The sequence below is a fragment of the Streptomyces sp. NPDC031445 genome (assembly GCF_055581365.1).
Genome location: NZ_JBVIJO010000006.1, coordinates 297,899 through 311,337, shown reverse-complemented (window position 1 = coordinate 311,337; position 13,439 = coordinate 297,899). Strand labels below are relative to the sequence as shown.

The 13,439-nt window shown below is 72.3% G+C and carries 13 protein-coding genes; 2 read left to right on the top strand and 11 right to left on the bottom strand.

The annotated features are described in order from the left end of the window. Window positions 1–136: 136 nt before the first annotated feature. From yajC to pgsA, 11 genes are all read right to left on the bottom strand, one after another. The gene (gene yajC, locus ACZ5DC_RS18790) at window positions 137–640 is read right to left on the bottom strand and encodes a preprotein translocase subunit YajC (protein ID WP_468654001.1); all 504 of its coding nucleotides are present in this window, start codon (window positions 638–640) and stop codon (window positions 137–139) included. A 177-nt stretch (window positions 641–817) separates the two neighbouring features. Further along, window positions 818–1,912, bottom strand: coding sequence for a Holliday junction branch migration DNA helicase RuvB (ruvB, locus tag ACZ5DC_RS18785; RefSeq protein ID WP_468653999.1), 1,095 nt, complete (start codon window positions 1,910–1,912; stop codon window positions 818–820). A 25-nt stretch (window positions 1,913–1,937) separates the two neighbouring features. Then, window positions 1,938–2,543: a Holliday junction branch migration protein RuvA gene (ruvA, locus tag ACZ5DC_RS18780; RefSeq protein ID WP_468653997.1), complete on the bottom strand. Its 606-nt coding sequence runs from the start codon at window positions 2,541–2,543 to the stop codon at window positions 1,938–1,940. Further along, complete coding sequence (ruvC, locus tag ACZ5DC_RS18775) at window positions 2,540–3,079, bottom strand: crossover junction endodeoxyribonuclease RuvC (protein WP_468653995.1); 540 nt, start codon at window positions 3,077–3,079, stop codon at window positions 2,540–2,542. The genes ruvA and ruvC overlap by 4 nt, the downstream gene beginning before the upstream one ends. 126 nt (window positions 3,080–3,205) lie before the next feature. Then, entirely contained in the window at window positions 3,206–3,958 is a 753-nt protein-coding gene (locus tag ACZ5DC_RS18770; protein WP_468653993.1) for a YebC/PmpR family DNA-binding transcriptional regulator, read from the bottom strand. A 65-nt stretch (window positions 3,959–4,023) separates the two neighbouring features. Continuing rightward, window positions 4,024–4,623 (bottom strand): pyridoxal 5'-phosphate synthase glutaminase subunit PdxT, encoded by a 600-nt coding sequence (pdxT, locus tag ACZ5DC_RS18765; RefSeq protein ID WP_366750873.1) that lies wholly within the window; start codon window positions 4,621–4,623, stop codon window positions 4,024–4,026. Between the two features lie 13 nt (window positions 4,624–4,636). Further along, complete coding sequence (gene pdxS / locus ACZ5DC_RS18760; RefSeq protein ID WP_208885584.1) at window positions 4,637–5,542, bottom strand: pyridoxal 5'-phosphate synthase lyase subunit PdxS; 906 nt, start codon at window positions 5,540–5,542, stop codon at window positions 4,637–4,639. A gap of 115 nt (window positions 5,543–5,657) precedes the next feature. Further along, window positions 5,658–6,200 (bottom strand): LemA family protein, encoded by a 543-nt coding sequence (locus ACZ5DC_RS18755; protein ID WP_132786555.1) that lies wholly within the window; start codon window positions 6,198–6,200, stop codon window positions 5,658–5,660. Window positions 6,201–6,328: 128 nt separating this feature from the next. Beyond that, window positions 6,329–7,492 (bottom strand): glycosyltransferase family 4 protein, encoded by a 1,164-nt coding sequence (locus tag ACZ5DC_RS18750; protein WP_468653990.1) that lies wholly within the window; start codon window positions 7,490–7,492, stop codon window positions 6,329–6,331. Beyond that, window positions 7,489–8,397, bottom strand: a complete 909-nt coding sequence (locus tag ACZ5DC_RS18745; RefSeq protein ID WP_468653988.1) for a phosphatidylinositol mannoside acyltransferase — start codon at window positions 8,395–8,397, stop codon at window positions 7,489–7,491. Before ACZ5DC_RS18745 ends, ACZ5DC_RS18750 begins: the two co-directional genes overlap by 4 nt. Then, a complete protein-coding gene (gene pgsA / locus ACZ5DC_RS18740; protein ID WP_103816377.1) occupies window positions 8,394–9,059 on the bottom strand; it encodes a phosphatidylinositol phosphate synthase in 666 nt (221 codons plus the stop codon). Before pgsA ends, ACZ5DC_RS18745 begins: the two co-directional genes overlap by 4 nt. 309 nt (window positions 9,060–9,368) lie before the next feature. Between pgsA and ACZ5DC_RS18735 the strand changes: the two genes are divergently transcribed. Continuing rightward, window positions 9,369–11,570, top strand: a complete 2,202-nt coding sequence (locus tag ACZ5DC_RS18735; protein ID WP_366750869.1) for an elongation factor G-like protein EF-G2 — start codon at window positions 9,369–9,371, stop codon at window positions 11,568–11,570. A 211-nt stretch (window positions 11,571–11,781) separates the two neighbouring features. Beyond that, window positions 11,782–13,428 (top strand): hypothetical protein, encoded by a 1,647-nt coding sequence (locus ACZ5DC_RS18730; protein ID WP_366750868.1) that lies wholly within the window; start codon window positions 11,782–11,784, stop codon window positions 13,426–13,428. Window positions 13,429–13,439 lie beyond the last annotated feature (11 nt).

Genomic DNA, 13,439 nt, shown 5'->3' with positions numbered 1-13,439 from the left:
GTACTCCCTCTCGGGCCGCCCCGCGCCCCGTCGGCGCGGTCGGCCATGACATGGTGTCGGGCTCCCGTGCGGGAAACAGACGCGCCCGGGATGGGCGGGGCGCCGTCATGCCGCCGTCGCGCCTCCCGGGGCGTGACTACTTCGCGTCGGAGTCGCCGTCGGTCTTCTTCGGCTCGTCCTGCGCCTTGGCGTCGGCGGCACCGGCCGCGTCGGCGTCCTCGACGGCGTCCTTCTTACCGAGGTCGATCTTGTCGTCGGAGGCGGCGGCAGCGGCGGCAGGCCCGTCGGTCTCGTCGGTCTCGGTGAGGGAGGAGGCGTCGTCCGGGACGAGGCCGGCGTCGGACTTGAGGTCGTGCTCGATGCCATGGACGATCCGGTTGTACTCGTCGTCGCTGAGGACGCTGCCGATGGCGTTCTTGGCGAAGAGGAGTTCGACGCCCGGTCCGGCGTCGAGGAGGACGGTGTCCTCGTTGACCTCCTTGACCGTCGCGTACATACCCCCGATCGTGCGGACACCGGAGCCGGGCTGCATCTCGTTCCGCATCTGGGCGGCCTGGTGCTGCTTCTTCTTGGCCGAACGCGTCATCAGGAACATCGCCGCGATGAGCACGATGAACGGGAGAAGGGTATAGGCATTCACGGGACGGAATTCCTTCGCGCGACCGCGCGGGTGAGCGGCCAGTTGGATGGGGGTGTGGTCGGCGCCGCCCGCGAGGGCGGCATCGGCGGAGTCTAAGCGAGTCCGCTCGCATGGAACAACGCCCAGCATGGCACCTGGGTTCCGGCCCGCACCATTGCCCTCGCCGGACGGTGACCATCACGCCCCGAACAGGTCCTGTTGTCCGTTTCCCGCGCCGGACGAGCGCGGTGGGGCGAGGCCGAGATGCGACCATGCCGCCGGCGTGGCGACCCTGCCGCGCGGGGTGCGGGCGAGCAGGCCCTCCCGGACGAGGAACGGTTCGGCGACCTCCTCGACGGTCTCCCGCTCCTCCCCCACCGCGACGGCGAGCGTCGACAGGCCGACCGGCCCGCCGCCGAACAGCTTCAGCAGGGCCTCCAGCACCGCGCGGTCCAGCCGGTCGAGGCCGCGCGCGTCGACCTCGTACACGGCGAGGGCGGCGGCCGCGATGTCACGGGTGATCACCCCGTCGGCCTTGACCTGGGCGTAGTCGCGGACCCGGCGCAGCAGGCGGTTGGCGATGCGGGGCGTGCCCCGGGAGCGGCCGGCGATCTCGGCGGCGCCGTCCGGCTCGATCTCGACGTCCAGCAGGTGCGCCGAGCGGTGCACGACGCGCTCCAGCTCGTGCGGCTCGTAGAACTCCATGTGCGCGGTGAAGCCGAAGCGGTCGCGCAGCGGCGGCGGCAGCAGGCCCGCGCGCGTGGTGGCGCCGACGAGGGTGAACGGCGGCAGCTCCAGCGGGATCGCGGTGGCGCCGGGGCCCTTGCCGACGATGACGTCGACGCGGAAGTCCTCCATCGCCATGTACAGCATCTCCTCGGCGGGCCGGGACATGCGGTGGATCTCGTCCAGGAAGAGGACCTCGCCCTCCTGGAGGGAGGAGAGGATCGCGGCGAGGTCGCCGGCGTGCTGGATGGCGGGGCCGGAGGTGATGCGGATCGGGGCGCCCATCTCCGCGGCGATGATCATGGACAGGGTGGTCTTGCCGAGGCCCGGCGCTCCGGAGAGCAGCACGTGGTCGGCGGTGGCGCCGCGCGCGCGGGCGGCGCGCAGGACGAGGTCGAGCTGTTCGCGGACCTTTTCCTGCCCGATGAACTCGCCGAGGTCCTTGGGGCGCAGGGCGGCCTCGACGGCCTGGTCCTCCCGGTCGGCGACAGAGCCCACCAGCCGCTCCTCGGCGGGCCCGACGAGCCGCTCCTCGGCGGCGCCGCCGGTCGTGTCGTCCCAGTTCACGAAGTTCTCCTAGCGGTGGCGCAGGTCAGCGGGCGCGGTTCAGGGTCTGCAGGGCGGCCTTGAGCAGCTGCCCGACCTGGGGGGTGCCGCCCGCGGCCTCGGCCTGCGGGGCGACGGCGGCGACCGCCTCGTCGGCCTCGCGGGTGGCGTAGCCCAGGCCGATCAGGGCGGCGTGCAGCTGGTCGCGCCAGCCCTGGCTGACGGGTGCGCCGACGGCGGGGGCGCCGACGGGCGCGCCGAGCCGGTCCTTCAGCTCCAGCAGCAGTTTCTGGGCGCCCTTCTTGCCGATGCCGGGGACGGCGGTGAGGGCCTTCTCGTCACCGGTGGCGACCGCGCGGCGCAGCGCGTCCGGGGCGTGCACGGCGAGCATCGCCTGGGCCAGGCGGGGGCCGACGCCGCTCGCGGTCTGGAGCAGTTCGAAGACCTGGCGCTCGTCGTCGTCGGCGAAGCCGTACAGGGTGAGCGAGTCCTCGCGGACGACGAGGGAGGTGTGCAGCCTGGCCGGCTGACCGATCCGGAGCGTCGACAGCGTGTTCGGGGTGCACTGGACGGCCATGCCGACGCCGCCGACCTCGACGACCGCGGCGTCGGGGGCGAGCGCGGCGACCGTGCCGCTGACGAAGGCGATCATGCCGTACGGCCTTTCGTTGCGTGGACTGCCTGCCGGGCGACGGCCTGCTGGAGCCGGCTGTGGGCGGGGGCCCGCCAGATGTGGCAGATGGCGAGCGCGAGGGCGTCGGCGGCGTCGGCCGGCCTGGGCGGCGCGGCGAGCCGGAGCAGCCGGGTCACCATCGCTCCGACCTGTGCCTTGTCGGCGCGCCCGGTGCCGGTGACGGCGGCCTTGACCTCGCTCGGGGTGTGCAGGGCGACGGGGATGCCGCGCCGGGCGGCGCACAGCATGGCGACGGCGCTGGCCTGGGCGGTGCCCATGACCGTGCGCACGTTGTGCTGGCTGAAGACGCGCTCGACGGCGACGAACTCGGGGCGGTGCTCGTCCATCCACTGCTCGATGCCCTGCTCCACGGCGAGCAGCCGGTGGCTGAGGTCGGCGTCCGCGGGGGTGCGGACGACCCCGACGCCGAGCATGGTGAGCGGACGGCCCGCGACCCCTTCGACGACACCGACCCCGCACCGGGTCAACCCGGGGTCCACCCCCAGTACGCGCACGCGCGCCCCTCCCTTTCGGTCACCCCGTCGCTTGTCCGTGCAGGCTATCGGCTGCCACTGACAACGCCGGACAACGCGACGGGCCGACGGGGGTGTCCCGTCGGCCCGGTCAGCCAGCTCTGGGCGTTACGCGTCGACCTTCTCCATGATCTCGTCGCTCACGTCGAAGTTGGCGAAGACGTTCTGCACGTCGTCGCTGTCCTCCAGGGCGTCGATCAGCTTGAAGATCTTCTTCGCGCCCTCCTCGTCCAGTTCGACCTGCATGGTGGGGACGAAGTTCGCCTCGGCGGAGTCGTAGTCGATGCCGGCCTCCTGGAGGGCGGTGCGGACCGCGACCAGGTCGGTGGCCTCGCTGATGACCTCGAAGGTCTCGCCGAGGTCGTTGACCTCCTCGGCGCCCGCGTCCAGGACGGCCATGAGGACCTCGTCCTCGCTCAGCTCGCCCTTGGGGACGATGACGACGCCCTTGCGGTTGAACAGGTACGACACCGAGCCCGGGTCGGCCATGGAGCCGCCGTTGCGGGTCATGGCGACGCGGACCTCGGAGGCGGCGCGGTTGCGGTTGTCGGTGAGGCACTCGATGAGCACCGCGACACCGTTCGGGCCGTAGCCCTCGTACATGATCGTCTCGTAGTCGGCGCCGCCGGCCTCCAGGCCCGCGCCGCGCTTGACCGCGGAGTCGATGTTCTTGTTGGGGACCGACGACTTCTTCGCCTTCTGGATGGCGTCGTACAGCGTCGGGTTGCCCTCGGGGTCCGCGCCGCCCATCCGCGCCGCGACCTCGACGTTCTTGATGAGCTTCGCGAAGAGCTTGCCGCGCTTGGCGTCGATCACGGCCTTCTTGTGCTTCGTCGTGGCCCATTTAGAGTGGCCGGACATCTGCCTGTCTCCTTCGCGTAACCCATCCAGATACGAACGCCAGAGATCCTACAAGGACTCCCGTCCTACTCCGGTGTCCGGTGCGCGCGCACCATGTCGACGAACAGGGAGTGCACGCGGTGGTCGCCGGTCAGTTCCGGATGGAACGACGTGGCGAGCGCGTTGCCCTGGCGTACGGCGACGATGTGGCCGTCGTGCTCGGCGAGCACCTCGGCCCCGGCGCCGACGGACTCCACCCACGGGGCGCGGATGAAGACGCCCTCCACAGGATCGCCCGGGACGCCCTTGACGTCGACCGCGGCCTCGAACGACTCGTTCTGCCGTCCGAAGGCGTTGCGGCGCACGATCATGTCGATGCCGCCGATGGTCTGCTGGCCCGAGCGGGGGTCGAGGATCTTGTCCGCGAGCAGGATCATGCCCGCGCAGGTGCCGTAGACCGGCATGCCGGCGTGCACACGCGCGCGCAGGGGCTCCAGCACGCCGAACAGGACGGCCAGCTTGGAGATGGTGGTGGACTCGCCGCCGGGCAGGACGAGGGCGTCGACCTCGGCGAGTTCCTCGGGGCGCCGCACCGGCCTGGCCACGGCGTCGGCCGCGGCCAGGGCGATGAGGTGCTCCCGTACGTCGCCCTGGAGGGCCAGGACGCCGATGACGGGGGTGTTCATGGGTTCCAGTGCCTTACCAGCCGCGGTTCGCGTAGCGCTCGGTCTCGGGGAGGGTGTCGCAGTTGATGCCGACCATGGCCTCGCCGAGGTTGCGGGAGGCGTCCGCGATGATCTTCGGGTCGTCGTAGAAGGTGGTGGCCTTGACGATGGCGGCGGCGCGCTTGGCCGGGTCGCCGGACTTGAAGATGCCGGAGCCGACGAAGACGCCCTCGGCGCCGAGCTGGCGCATCAGGGCGGCGTCGGCCGGGGTGGCCACGCCGCCGGCGGAGAACAGCACCACCGGGAGCTTGCCCAGCTCGGCGACCTCCTTGACCAGCTCGTACGGGGCCCGCAGCTCCTTGGCGGCGGCGTACAGCTCGTGGTTGTCGAAGCCGCGCAGGCGGGCGATCTCGTTCTTGATCTGGCGCAGGTGGCGGACGGCCTCGACGACGTTGCCGGTGCCGGCCTCGCCCTTGGAGCGGATCATCGCGGCGCCCTCGGCGATGCGGCGCAGGGCCTCGCCCAGGTTGGTGGCGCCGCAGACGAAGGGCGTGGTGAAGGCCCACTTGTCGGAGTGGTTGACCTCGTCGGCCGGGGTGAGCACCTCGGACTCGTCGATGTAGTCGACGCCGAGGGACTGGAGCACCTGGGCCTCGACGAAGTGGCCGATGCGGGACTTGGCCATGACCGGGATCGAGACGGCGTCGATGATGCCCTCGATCATGTCCGGGTCGGACATGCGGGCCACGCCGCCGTCCTTGCGGATGTCGGCCGGGACCCGCTCCAGGGCCATGACGGCGACGGCGCCCGCGTCCTCGGCGATCTTCGCCTGCTCCGGCGTGACGACGTCCATGATCACGCCGCCCTTGAGCTGCTCGGCCATGCCGCGCTTCACGCGGGCGGTGCCGGTCTCGGGAGCCTGGTTGTCGATGGTGGACACGGGTGACCTCACTGAAAGGGAAGAGGGTTTTCTGCACCGACGAGGAAACGCGAGTGGACCAGGCCACAGCAAGGGCCAATGACAAGCCGGTGGATCCTTTTGCTCCGCCCGCCGGTCAGGCGACCCGCTCGACGAGGGCCGCGGGCGGCTCGTCGTCCATCTCGAAGGCCAGCGGGAAGGGGGCGTGGCCGGCCAGCCGGAACCAGCGGACCTTGCGGTGCTCGCGGAGCCGGCGGGCGGCCCCCACGGCGTCGTTGTGGAAGCGGCGGGCCATCGGCACCCTGCGGACGGCCTCGGCCAGTTCGCGGGCGGCCTCCTCGCCGCCGGGGGCCTCCCGTACGGCCTCCACCTGCGCCGGGTCCTCGAAGACCGCCCGCAGCGCCTGGCTCAGCTCGCTCTCGGCGACCTCCCGCTGCTCCTCCTCCGCCTGCCGGGCCGCGTGCGCGGCCTCGTACAGGACGATCGAGGCGGCCGGGTCCAGCACGCCCGAGGTCGCCAGCTCCTGCGCGACCGAGGCCCGTCGGAGCAACTGGGCGTCGAGCGCGGCCCGCGCGGCGTCCATCCGCACGTGCAGCCGGTCCAGCCGCCCGGCCGTCCAGCTGAGGTACACGCCGACGGCGAGGAGCGCGACGAGGATCCAGATGAGGGTTGCGGTCACGCCGGAAGGCTATCGGCTGCGCGGACCGCCGCCACGAGCCGGTACCACGCGCCCGCTACGGCCCGGGAGCGCCTCCGGGCAGGCTCCGCGGCTCGGCTCGGACGGCCCGCGCGTGCCTGGCCCGGCCCTCAGTCCCGTGCCAGCCCGAAGCGTGCCCTCAGCCCCGTCGTGCGTTCGTCCGCGGCCACCGCCGCCGCGCCCGCCGTCACGGTCTCGTAGACGGACAGGATGTCCGCGCCGACCGTGGACCAGTCGAACCGCCGCACGTGGGCGCTGCCCCGCTCGCGCAGTGCGGTCCGGCGGGCGGGGTCCTCCAGCAGCCGTACGGCCGCCTCGGCCAGCGCGTCGGCGTCCTCGTTGGTGAAGACCTCGCCGGCCTGCCCCTGGTCGAGGACCTGCACGAACGCGTCCAGGTCGGAGGCGAGCACGGGGGCGCCGGCGGACATCGCCTCGACCAGGATGATGCCGAAGCTCTCCCCACCGGTGTTGGGGGCGACGTACAGGTCCACGCTGCGCAGCAGCCGCGCCTTGTCCTCGTCGCTGATCATGCCGAGGAACTCGACGCGGGAGCGCAGCTCCTTCGGCAGGTTCTCGACGGCGGCTTCCTCGTCGCCCCGGCCGGCGACCAGCAGCCGTGTCCCGGGCCGGGCGGCGAGGATGCGCGGGAGGGCCCGCATCAGGACCGGCAGGCCCTTGCGGGGCTCGTCGATGCGGCCGATGAAGCCGATGGTGCCGCCCTGCCACTCCGGCTTGGGCTCGGCCCCGGCGAAGAAGCCCACGTCGACGCCGTTGGGGATGACCACCGCGTCCCCGCCGAGGTGCTCGACCAGGGTGCGGCGCGCGTACTCGCTGACCGCGATCCGCGCGCTGATCTTCTCCAGCGCCGCCTGGAGGATCGCGTACGCGGCGATCATCGCGCGCGAGCGCGGGTTGGAGGTGTGGAAGGTGGCCACGATCGGGCCGGACGCCGCCCAGCAGGTCAGCAGGCCCAGCGAGGGAGAGGTCGGCTCGTGGATGTGCACCACGTCGAAGGCGCCCTCGTGCAGCCAGCGCCGTACCCGCGCGGCCGACAGGAAGCCGAAGTTCAGCCGGGCCACCGAGCCGTTGTACGGCACCGGGACCGCGCGGCCGGCGGAGACCACGTACGGCGGCAGCGGGGTGTCGTCGTCGGCCGGGGCGAGGACGGACACCTCGTGGCCGAGCCGCAGGAAGTACTCGGCGAGGTCGCGGATGTGGAACTGGACGCCACCGGGCACGTCCCAGGAGTACGGGCAGACGATCCCGATTCTCACGCGGGTCCCTTCGCGGGGTCGAGGTCGGCGATCCACAGCCGCTGGAGCATGTGCCAGTCCTCCGGGTGGTCGGCGATCCCGGTGGCGAAGGCGTCGGCCAGCGCCTGTGTCATGACAGACGTCCTCTCGGCCCGGTCACCTGACCCGGGGACCTCGATCGCCGGATGCACCCGGCCCTTCATGACGGGCGTCTCGTCGTACCAGAGGGTGACGGGCAGCAGCAGCGCGCCGGTCTGCTGGGCCAGCAGGGCCGGTCCGGCCGGCATCCGGGCCGTCTCGCCGAAGAAGTCGACCTCGACGCCGGAGGCGGACAGGTCGCGGTCGGCGACCAGGCAGACCAGGCCGCCGTCGCGCAGCCTGCGGGCCAGCGCGCCGAACGCGGAGCCGCCGCTGTGCGGCAGGACCTCCATGCCGAGGCCCTCGCGGTAGGCGACGAACCGGTCGTAGAGCGTCTCGGGCTTCAGCCGCTCGGCGACCGTCGTGAACGGCGTCCTCAGCTCCGTGGTGACCCAAGCGCCGGCCAGGTCCCAGTTGGCCAGGTGGGGCAGGGCGAGTATCACGCCCCGGCCGGAGGCGAGGCCGTCGGTCAGGTGGTGCACGTCCTTGGGGTCGAAGCCCGTCCGCACGCGCTCGGCGCTCCAGGCCGGCAGCCGGAAGGACTCCATCCAGTAGCGCAGGTAGGAGCGCATGCCCGCGCGGGACAGCTCGGCGAGCCGCTCCGCGGTGGCGTCCGGCACCACGCGCGCGTAGTTGGCCTCCAGCCGCTGGACGCCCTTGCCGCGCTGCTTCCAGGCGAGGTCGGCGATGGTCCGGCCGAGACGCACCGCGACCGGCTCCGGGAGCTTCTTGACGGTGCTCCAGCCGAGCCCGTACAGCGCGTCGGTGAGCCGGTCGGCGGCGCTCACTGCGTCGCCTCGCTCGTGCTCTGCCGGGCCGCCGCCTCCGCCTCGGCGGACTCGCGGCGGACGGTGACGACCCGCTGGACCAGGGTGACCAGGCTGCCGACGGCGACGATCCACAGGGCGATGGGCAGCAGCCACTGGATGCCCGGCACACCGAACTTGTGCAGGCCCGCGAAGCCGGCCGCGACCAGCGAGATCACCAGCCGCTCGGCACGCTCGACGAGCCCGTTGACGGCGACCGGCAGCCCGATCGACTCGCCGCGCGCCTTGGTGTACGACACCACCTGGCCGCTCGCGAGGCAGAAGATCGACACCGCGCACAGCACGTTGTCGTTCCCGTTGCCCGCGTACCAGAGCGCGAAGCCGCCGAAGATCGCGCCGTCGGCGACCCGGTCCAGGGTGGAGTCGAGGAAGGCGCCCCAGCGGCTGGAGCGGCCCAGCTGGCGGGCCATGTTGCCGTCGACCAGGTCGGAGAAGACGAACAGGGTGATCACGACCGTGCCCCAGAAGAACTCGCCCCTGGGGTAGAAGACCAGCGCCCCCGCGATCACCCCGGCCGTGCCGATGAGCGTGACCGTGTCGGGGCTCACGCCCCGGCGGATGAGAAACGCGGCGAACGGTGTGAGGACACGCGTGAAGAATGCACGCGCGTACTTGTTCAGCATGGCCTTCCCGACGGTCGGTGTCGCCGCGGCCCCTGGTGGCCGCCGGCTGGCCCATCGTAGCCACGCGCGCGTGTGCGTGGCGGGCGGGCACCCACAGCCGCGCCGGGAACCGGCGCGTGCCGTCGCGCGCGGGGCGTGCGTGACGGGACCGGTGCCGCGTACGCACGCTGCGCACCCGTCGCGGTCCTTCGTATGGACGCGGCGTGACGGGAGTGGAAAGCTCGAATAACCGCGGGCGTCGCCGGAGCCGCCGCACACGCGGATCCCGCGTGTCCGCGCCCACCCTCACCGTGTACGGGAGGCAGGATCATGGGCGACAAGGCACAGACACACCACCCCGGGGCCGCCGGCAGGGCTCTGGCGGCCGACCGACCCGCGTCCATACGGAATGTGGTGCTGGTCGGCCACTCCGGCTCGGGAAAGACGACCCTCGTGGAGGCGCTCGCGCTGACCGCGGGAGCGGTGAACCGGGCGGGGCGCGTCGAGGACGGCGGCACCGTCTCCGACCACGACGACATCGAGCACCGGCAGCAGCGATCGGTACAGCTCTCCCTCGTGCCGGTCGAATGGGACGGCATCAAGGTCAACCTCCTGGACACCCCGGGCTACGCCGACTTCGTCGGTGAGCTGAGGGCCGGCCTGCGGGCGGCGGACGCGGCCCTCTTCGTCGTCTCGGCCTCCGACGGCGTGGACGGATCGACCCGGATGGTGTGGGAGGAGTGCGCGGCCGTGGGCATGCCCCGCGCGATCGTGATCACGCACCTGGAGGCCGCCCGCGCGGACTTCGAGGAGATGACCCGGATCTGCGCGGAGACCTTCGGCGGCGACGACCCCGACGCCGTCCTGCCGCTGTACCTGCCGCTGCGCGGCCTCGAGGGCCCCGACGGGCACGCGCCCGTGACCGGGCTCGTCGGACTGCTGTCGCGGAAGCTGTTCGACTACTCGACCGGGGAACGCAAGGAGTCCGAACCGGGCGAGGACCAGCTTCCGGACATCGAGGAGGCCCGCAACCGGCTCATCGAGGGGATCATCGCGGAGAGCGAGGACGAGACCCTCATGGACCGCTACCTTGGCGGCGAGCAGGTCGAGGTCAAGACGCTGATCGAGGACCTGGAGCGGGCCGTGGCACGCGGCTCGTTCTTCCCCGTGCTGGCCGCCGCCCCCGCCGCCGAGGGCGCCAGGCAGGGCCTCGGCACGGTGGAACTGCTGGAGCTGGTCACGCGCGGCTTCCCGACCCCGTTCGAGCACCCGCTGCCCGGGGTGACCACCATCGACGGCGAGCCGCGCGAGCTGAAGCCGTGCGACACGGACGGCCCGCTGGTCGCCGAGGTCGTCAAGACCTCCTCCGACCCGTACGTCGGCCGGCTCTCGCTGGTCCGCGTCTTCTCCGGCACCCTGCGCCCGGACCAGACCGTGCACGTCTCCGGGCACGGCCTCGCCGACCGCGGGCACGAGGACCACGACGTGGACGAGAAGGTCGGCGCCCTGTCCATGCCGTTCGGCAAACAGCAGCGCCCGGTCACCCACGCCGTCGCCGGCGACCTGGTCTGCGTGGCCAAGCTCGGCCGCGCCGAGACCGGCGACACCCTCTCCGCGAAGGACGACCCGCTCCTGATGGAGCCCTGGCAGATGCCCGACCCGCTGCTGCCGCTCGCCATCCACGCGCACAGCAAGGCCGACGAGGACAAGCTCTCCCAGGGGCTGTCCCGGCTGGTCGCCGAGGACCCGACCATGCGCCTGGAGCAGAACCAGGACACCCACCAGGTCGTCCTGTGGTGCCTGGGCGAGGCGCACGCCGACGTCGCCCTGGAACGGCTGCGCAGCCGTTACGGCGTCCAGGTCGACGTCGTCCCGCACCGGGTCTCCCTGCGGGAGACGTTCGCGACCCGGGCCGCCGGGCGCGGCCGGCACGTCAAGCAGTCCGGCGGCCACGGCCAGTACGCCATCTGCGAGATCGAGATCGAACCGCTGCCGGGCGGCTCGGGCATCGAGTTCGTGGACAAGGTGGTCGGCGGCGCGGTGCCCCGCCAGTTCATCCCGTCCGTCGAGAAGGGCGTCCGCGCGCAGGCCGCCAAGGGGGTCGCCGCCGGCTACCCCCTGGTCGACGTGCGGGTCACGCTGGTGGACGGCAAGGCCCACTCGGTGGACTCCTCCGACGCCGCCTTCCAGACGGCGGGCGCGCTCGCACTGCGCGAGGCCGCGGCGGACGCGAGGATCCACCTGCTGGAGCCGGTCGCCGAGGTGACCGTCCTGGTCGGCGACGACTACGTGGGGGCCGTGATGAGCGACCTCTCCAGCCGCCGCGGCCGGCTGCTCGGCACCGAACAGGTGGGCACGGGACGGACGTTGATCCGCGCCGAGGTGCCCGAGTTCGAGATCGGGCGGTACGCCGTCGACCTGCGTTCGCTGTCGCACGGCACGGCCCGCTTCGACCGCAGGTACGCCCGGCACGAGCCGATGCCGCCGCAGATCGCCGAACGCGTCCGCGAACAGGCCGGGGACGAGGCCTAGTACACCGGCGCACGACCGGCGCACGGGCGGGCGGCTTCGGCCGTCCGCCCACACGCTGTCGGTGCCGGCGGATACGCTGATCACCTGATGTCGTCGCGCCGCGACCGACCGGCAGCCGACCGGTGCCGGCACGACGGCCGGTCCAACAGGTGTGCGGGGCAGGGAAGTCGGGAAGGCCGCAGGAACGGCACCGGCGGTGATGGGGGCGGGAATGTCGTTTGGAACGGAGTGGGACGGGCCCCAGGTACCCGTCTCGGGCGACGAGGGGCAGGCGGCGACCTCCGCGCTGGCCTCGGCGGCGTACCGGGACAGCCCGATCGAGGAGATCAAGAAGGCCGACAACGAGTGGCACCAGTCGACGGTCAAGCCCGGCCGGCTCAAGCTGTTCCGGCCCAATCTCGGTGAGGCGTTCTCCCGGGCCCTCGTCGACCGGATGCTCGCCCCCGGGCGCAAGCCGCTCATCCAGTCCTTCGGCTCCGAACCGAAGTTCGTCGTGGAGCACGCCCTGGCGGCCAACAACATCCGCCGGGAGCGCGACAACCGCCTGACGGTCATCACCGTCGTCTGCGGCCTGCTCTTCCTGCCCGGGATGATCGGCTGGCTGCTGGTCTTCCAACTGCGCACGTTCGTCGCCAGGCGCGAGGACAAGCGGGCCGGGGCACTGGCCACCGCGCTCCTGCTGGGCGTCGGTGTGCTCGCCGCGCTGTTCCTGATCAAGATGCCGTTCTCCGGCTTCTGGGCCTGGTACGCCCGCGCGTGCGTGGTCGTGCCCGTGCTCGGCTGGTTCTGGGCCAAGCAGATCTGCGAGCGCACCGCCAAGGACCTGCGCGTCCGCTGGGACGGCCTGCTGTCGGGCACCAGCGTCGGCGCCAAGGTCCCGGAGGCCGTGCCGCGCGGCCCCGGCCAGACCGCCGCGGAGGAGCTGCGCCAGTCACTGGCCCGGCTGAGCGCCGAGCAGCAGTCGAACTCGGTCTTCTACGCCGGCCCCAAGGGCATACTCGGCATGGGCACCCGCTGGGGCGCCTGGCAGCTCGCCGAGGACCTCGTGCCCGCCGACCCCGGCCGGGAGATCCACCCCTTCCGCAGCTGGGACGTCGTGCGCGCGATCCACGACCAGCTGGCCCTCCTGGAACGCGGCCCGCTGAACACCGGCGGTTTCCCCAAGCCGTCGATACGGCACTGGATCGTCACCCCCATCGGCGAGAAGGCGACGGCGGTGTCCCGGCCCGAGGGCACCGACGTCGAGGCCTTCCAGGTCAAGCCGCACGCCATACAGGACATCTGCAACAAGCAGCAGTTCGGCAGCGGTGACCGGCACTACCTGGGCGTGCAGTGGACCCTGTGGGACGGGCAGCTGGTCATCACCATGCTGATCACCGTCACCGTGCTGCACGAGACGCTGCGCATCGAGGTCACCGGGCACGCGCTGGGGCCGGTGAACTCGCTGTTCACCAGCAAGCCGGAGGCGCCGACCAAGGAGGTCGCCAAGTCCTTCAAGCCCTGGGAGAACCGCACGATCAAGCTGCCGCTGGTCACCACCGACGAGGTGGTACGGCTCGCCGTGCGCGCCCCGCTGACCTGGTACCCGCCGCTGCTGAACTGGCTCGGCGGCTCACTGGGCCTGCCCGAGCCGTTCGGCCTGCGGCACGCCTGGGCCGACCAGCCGTGGCGCCACCGCTTCATGGCCGACGACGCGCTGCGCGCGGCGACCCCGGTGCTGCGCGTGGTCCACTCCGCCGCGATCAAGCTCCTGGCGGAGAACGGCGTGAACACGGAGAAGTTCGGCGCCCGCTCGGCCTTCCTCAGCGGCAACGTCCAGGACCCGATGCCGAAGAAGGCCGACGTCTACGACGCGTAGGCCCCCGTCGG

Bases quoted from the DNA above. Each gene is read 5' to 3' on its own strand.
- ACZ5DC_RS18730 (WP_366750868.1), top strand. From the start codon at position 11,782: ATGTCGTTTGGAACGGAGTGGGACGGGCCCCAGGTACCCGTCTCGGGC.
- ACZ5DC_RS18735 (WP_366750869.1), top strand. From the start codon at position 9,369: ATGGGCGACAAGGCACAGACACACCACCCCGGGGCCGCCGGCAGGGCT.
- pgsA (WP_103816377.1), bottom strand. From the start codon at position 9,059: ATGCTGAACAAGTACGCGCGTGCATTCTTCACGCGTGTCCTCACACCG.
- ruvA (WP_468653997.1), bottom strand. From the start codon at position 2,543: ATGATCGCCTTCGTCAGCGGCACGGTCGCCGCGCTCGCCCCCGACGCC.
- ACZ5DC_RS18770 (WP_468653993.1), bottom strand. From the start codon at position 3,958: ATGTCCGGCCACTCTAAATGGGCCACGACGAAGCACAAGAAGGCCGTG.
- pdxT (WP_366750873.1), bottom strand. From the start codon at position 4,623: ATGAACACCCCCGTCATCGGCGTCCTGGCCCTCCAGGGCGACGTACGG.